Consider the following 4,266-nt stretch of genomic DNA (forward strand, 5'->3'; position numbering starts at 1 on the left):
GGATGGTCTGGATGATGCTTCCTGTCTCCCAACCGATCTGGGAGCGGGTCCCTCTCCTGGCGTATGCGGAGTTCCCCTGGCGCTGGCTAGGCCCGGCGGTGCTCCCTCTCGCGTTGCTGATCGGCCTGGGGGTGGATGCCCTTCCGCCCCGAGCGCAGGGCTTATGGATGCTCTTCGCATGTGGAATGTTGATCGTGGGTAGCCTCGGGCTGCTGTATAACGGGGGCACGCATACCCGTCTCCTCTACCCGAGCCTGTCGGATCTGCACGCTTATGAGCGATGGCATCGGTATCCGGGCCTAACCAGCGTGGGGGAATTGTTTCCCCGATGGGTCTGGGGCGAGATCGAGGGCTCGCCGATTGAAGAGGCTTATCGCGCACGCGAGGAGCCAATACGCCTGGATCGGGCCAGCCTGCCGCCTGGGGCATCCGTGCGGACGCTGAAGCTGGGACCGCTGGATCAGCGATACGCCGTGGATCTTCCTGTGGAAGGGAATCTGCGCTTTTATGTCCTGGCGTTCCCCGGATGGATCGTGCAGGTGGATGGACGGCCGGCTCCGATGTGGGTGGAAGCCCGCACCGGATGGCTGCGGGCGGAGATTCCTGCTGGCTCCCATGAGATCCGACTTCTTTTCGGGTCCCTCCCTCAATGGCGACTCCTAGAGCTCTTCTCCATGGGGCTGGCGATTAGCGGTTTCTGGCGCCTGATCGCCATCTGGCGCCCGGGCAGGATCACGGGATCGCGCCTCCGGGCTGTCATCACCCGAGCCGCCAACTTCTCGCAACATGTGCAGGCGATCGGAGGAGCATGGAGGGCATGGTCGGCCGCCGAGCGGTCCATGCTCCTGATCGGAGGCCTCGCCCTCCTCGGTCAGGTGCCTTATCGGCTCTGGCTAGCGACGCGGGTGACGCTGGATCGGCCTCCTGGGGCCACGTCCCATCTGCAGGTCGATTACGCCAGCCGGATTCGCCTCTTGGGCTATCGGATGGAGCCTGCGGACGCGACACCCGGCGGGCAGGTTCGCCTGACCCTGTGGTGGCGAGCGCTGCGGCCGATGGACGATCAATACAGCGCCTACGTTCATGTCTATCCGGTCAGCGGGGAGCCACGCCTGGCTTTCCAGAGCGATCATATGCATCCGGCAGATGTGCCCACCAGCGCCTGGGACGTGGAGCGGGTGTATCAAGACCTTCACCTTCTGCGGGTGCCGGAGGGAACGAAGCCTGGCCTTTACCGGATTCGGGTGGGCCTGTATGAGCGGCTGAATCCGGGGAGCCGCTTGCGGATCGATGGCTCCGGAGAGGACGGCTTCGATCTTCCGCAGCTGCTGGTGATTGCCCGGCCGGTCTCCCCCGTGATGGAGCCGATCGTTTTTGGGGGAAAGATCCGTCTGGCCGGCGTGGAGGCGCCTGCGGAGGTGCCGGCAGGAACCCCCTGGGAGGTCTGGCTGGCCTTCGAAGCCCTACGTCCTCTGGACGTCGATTACACGCTGTTTGTGCACGTGGTGGATAGAGAGGGAAATGTAGAGAGCCAGCGGGATCTCTGGCAACCCACCTCGCGCTGGCCAGTGGGCGTGGAAATCCCCCTCGCTATTTCGTTGGACGGCTTGTCCCGTCCAGGTCGCTACGCGTTGCGGATCGGGTGGTATAAGTGGCCGGAAATCCTCCATCTGTTGCTTGACCTCCCTTCGGCTTCCGAGCCTGCTTACGTCCACCCGGTTCCGATCATGGTGCGATAAGGTTGTGCCTCCAGAGGCGATGCGCTGAAAGTATGCTCTCCCACGCGCCGGTTGATCAAGCTTTATCTGTCCGGGCGAGGCTGCTGATCGTGCTTTCGATTTCATAGGGATTTGTGGACGTGTAATCCCCCTCCCCGCAACCCGAAGGGATGTGGGGAGGGGGAAGAAAAGACTCCAGGGTGCGATGGCGGGTCAGAGGTCTTTGGCCCCCAGCCTGCCCTCAAGAGATTTTTCTCCCCCCTGCAGCCCCTCGGGGACGCAAAGAGGAGGGAGAAAGGATAGCCTAGAGGTGTGGGGCTGGGAGCCTTCGGCTTCTGGCTCCGTGCCTTTAAAACTCCAGTAGCGTTGCCTAGTTGGAGCGAGGCTCAAAATCAACAAAGCGGAAGGGAGGAACGATGAGGCATGAGTGGGGGTTCTGGTTGCTCCTCGCCGGATCCGCCCTTGCGGGCGGGCCGTTGCTCTGGCCGGGATTCCCGCCCTCCCACGATGGGGTGCTGCATGTCTATCGGGTGCTCGAGATGGATCGCATGTGGCGGGCGGGCGTTCTCTATCCGCGGTGGGCGCCGGATTTGGTCTTCGGCCTGGGCTATCCCCTTTTTCATTTTCTGGGCCCTCTTTTCCCCTGGCTGGGGACAATCGCGATGCAGATGGGTCTCGACCTGGAAACCAGCGTAAAGATTGTCCTGGCCGCGCTGATCGTCCTCGGGGGCGCGGGGGTTTATCGTCTAGCCCGCCGCTGGGGAATCCATGAACTGGGCGCCATGGTCGCCGGGCTGACGTATGTCTACGCTCCCTTCCGGATCCGCGAGCTCTACTGGCAGGGGGACTTCCCGCAATATCTGGCCCTCAGCTTGTTGCCGTGGACGATGGAGGCCTTCCACGGATATCTGCAGGAGGGGGGATGGGTCCGTCGCTGGGGGGCGGGGGTCGCCTACGGGCTGCTGCTGCTGAGCCATAACATTACGGCTATGCTGGGCACAGCTGCCCTCCTGGGATATGGCGTGCTGTTGGGGATCACCGAACGCCCGCCGCGCCAACGGGTGATGGGCGCCCTCTGGGCTCTCACCCTGGGCTTCGGGCTATCCGCCTTCTTTGTCATCCCGGCGCTGCGCGATCGTTCGATCGTTCACCTGGATCGCCTGCTGCAGGGTCATTTCGATTTCCGGAAGCATTTCCTGGGCCTGGATCGCTTGCTTTCGTTCGTGCCGTTGCAGGATCAGAGCCTGGGAAACCCCCAGGAGGTGCTGACGCTGGGCACCCATCAGGTCCTGCTCGCCGCGGCTGCCTTTCTGAGCTGGGGGCGTTGGACCGGCCGTCAGCGGGCTCTGGCGGTGGGGGCCGGGCTAGGGACGCTGGGCATGATCTTCATGATGACCGCGCCCTCTCGTTTCCTGTGGGAGCATCTGCCGCTCTTATCCTATGCCGAGTTCCCCTGGCGCTGGCTAGGCGTCGCCGGACTTCCGATCGCCGCCATGGTCGGCCTGGGCCTTCAGGGCTTCCAGCGTCCCGGGTGGCGGGCAGTAGGGGCGGCGCTGGCCAGCTTAGCTCTGACGCTGGGGACTGCTCCTCTTCTGTATCCTTTCGGCAAGTTCACGATGCTCCGCCAGGCCACTCTGGCGGATTTGCAGGCCTTCGACCGGGCGGCGGGCCTGACGGGCCTCACCAGCGTGGGGGAACTGTTGCCGCGCACGGTCACGGCCCCGTCGATCCCCGGCTCCCCTCTGGAAGAGGCCTATCGTCAGGGCGAGGAACCCCTCCGCCTGGACCTCGCTTCCCTGCCTTCTGGATCGGAAGCCCTCCCTCTCTCTCGCCATCCGCTGGACCAGCGCTTCGAGGTGCGCCTGCCCCAGGAGGCGGTGGTGCGATTCTGGGTGTTTGCGTTCCCCGGCTGGCAGGTCCAGGTGGATGGACGCCCGGTCCGCACATGGGCGGCGGGGGAGCTGGGTTTGCTGCATGCCGAAGTTCCGCCAGGGACGCATGAAGTCCGCCTCTGTTTCTGCGGCCAGTGGGACTGGCGACTGTTGGAGCTGTTCTCCCTGGGGCTCTGGCTGGCGGGCGGTGCTCGATGGCTAGCGGAAAGGGCGCGAGGATGGCGGCGAGGAATGCGCCTTCCTTCGGTTCCTGCGCCGGTGCTGACCTGGGGGGAACGGGTGGGCCTGGGCGCATTCTGGGCGCTGATCCTGGGCTTCAAGTTCTTCTACATGGATCCCCACACCACCTGGTTTCGCCCGCGATCCGATCCGGATTCGCCGCCCGGAATGGCCGTGCGAGTCGATGTGGATTTCGGCGATCGGATCCGCTTGCTGGGTTACACGGTCTCCACGCCGAATGGGGTGGTCCAGCCCGGGGAGACACTGACCCTGTCGCTCTGGTGGCGGGCCCTCCAGGCCATGCAGGTTCAATACAGTGTCTACGTCCACGGCCTGGAGGCGCTGCCGCCTAACCGCCTGCGCTTTCAGAGCGATCACATGCATCCCGGGGAGATGCCTACCACCGCGCCGCCCTGGCGGGAGGAACGCTACATTCG

General features: G+C 64.5%; 1 protein-coding gene and 1 pseudogene. Both read left to right on the forward strand.

Annotated elements, in window-relative coordinates; genetic code table 11:
• A pseudogene (locus NZM16_RS08965) lies at positions 1 to 1,739 on the forward strand (hypothetical protein); the annotation flags it as partial.
• Positions 1,740 to 2,134: 395 nt separating this feature from the next.
• The coding region (locus NZM16_RS08970) for a 6-pyruvoyl-tetrahydropterin synthase-related protein (protein ID WP_295480014.1) at positions 2,135 to 4,266 on the forward strand (2,132 nt) is incomplete at its 3' end.

The organism is Thermoflexus sp., from assembly GCF_025055495.1.
Classification (GTDB): Bacteria; Chloroflexota; Anaerolineae; order Thermoflexales; family Thermoflexaceae; genus Thermoflexus.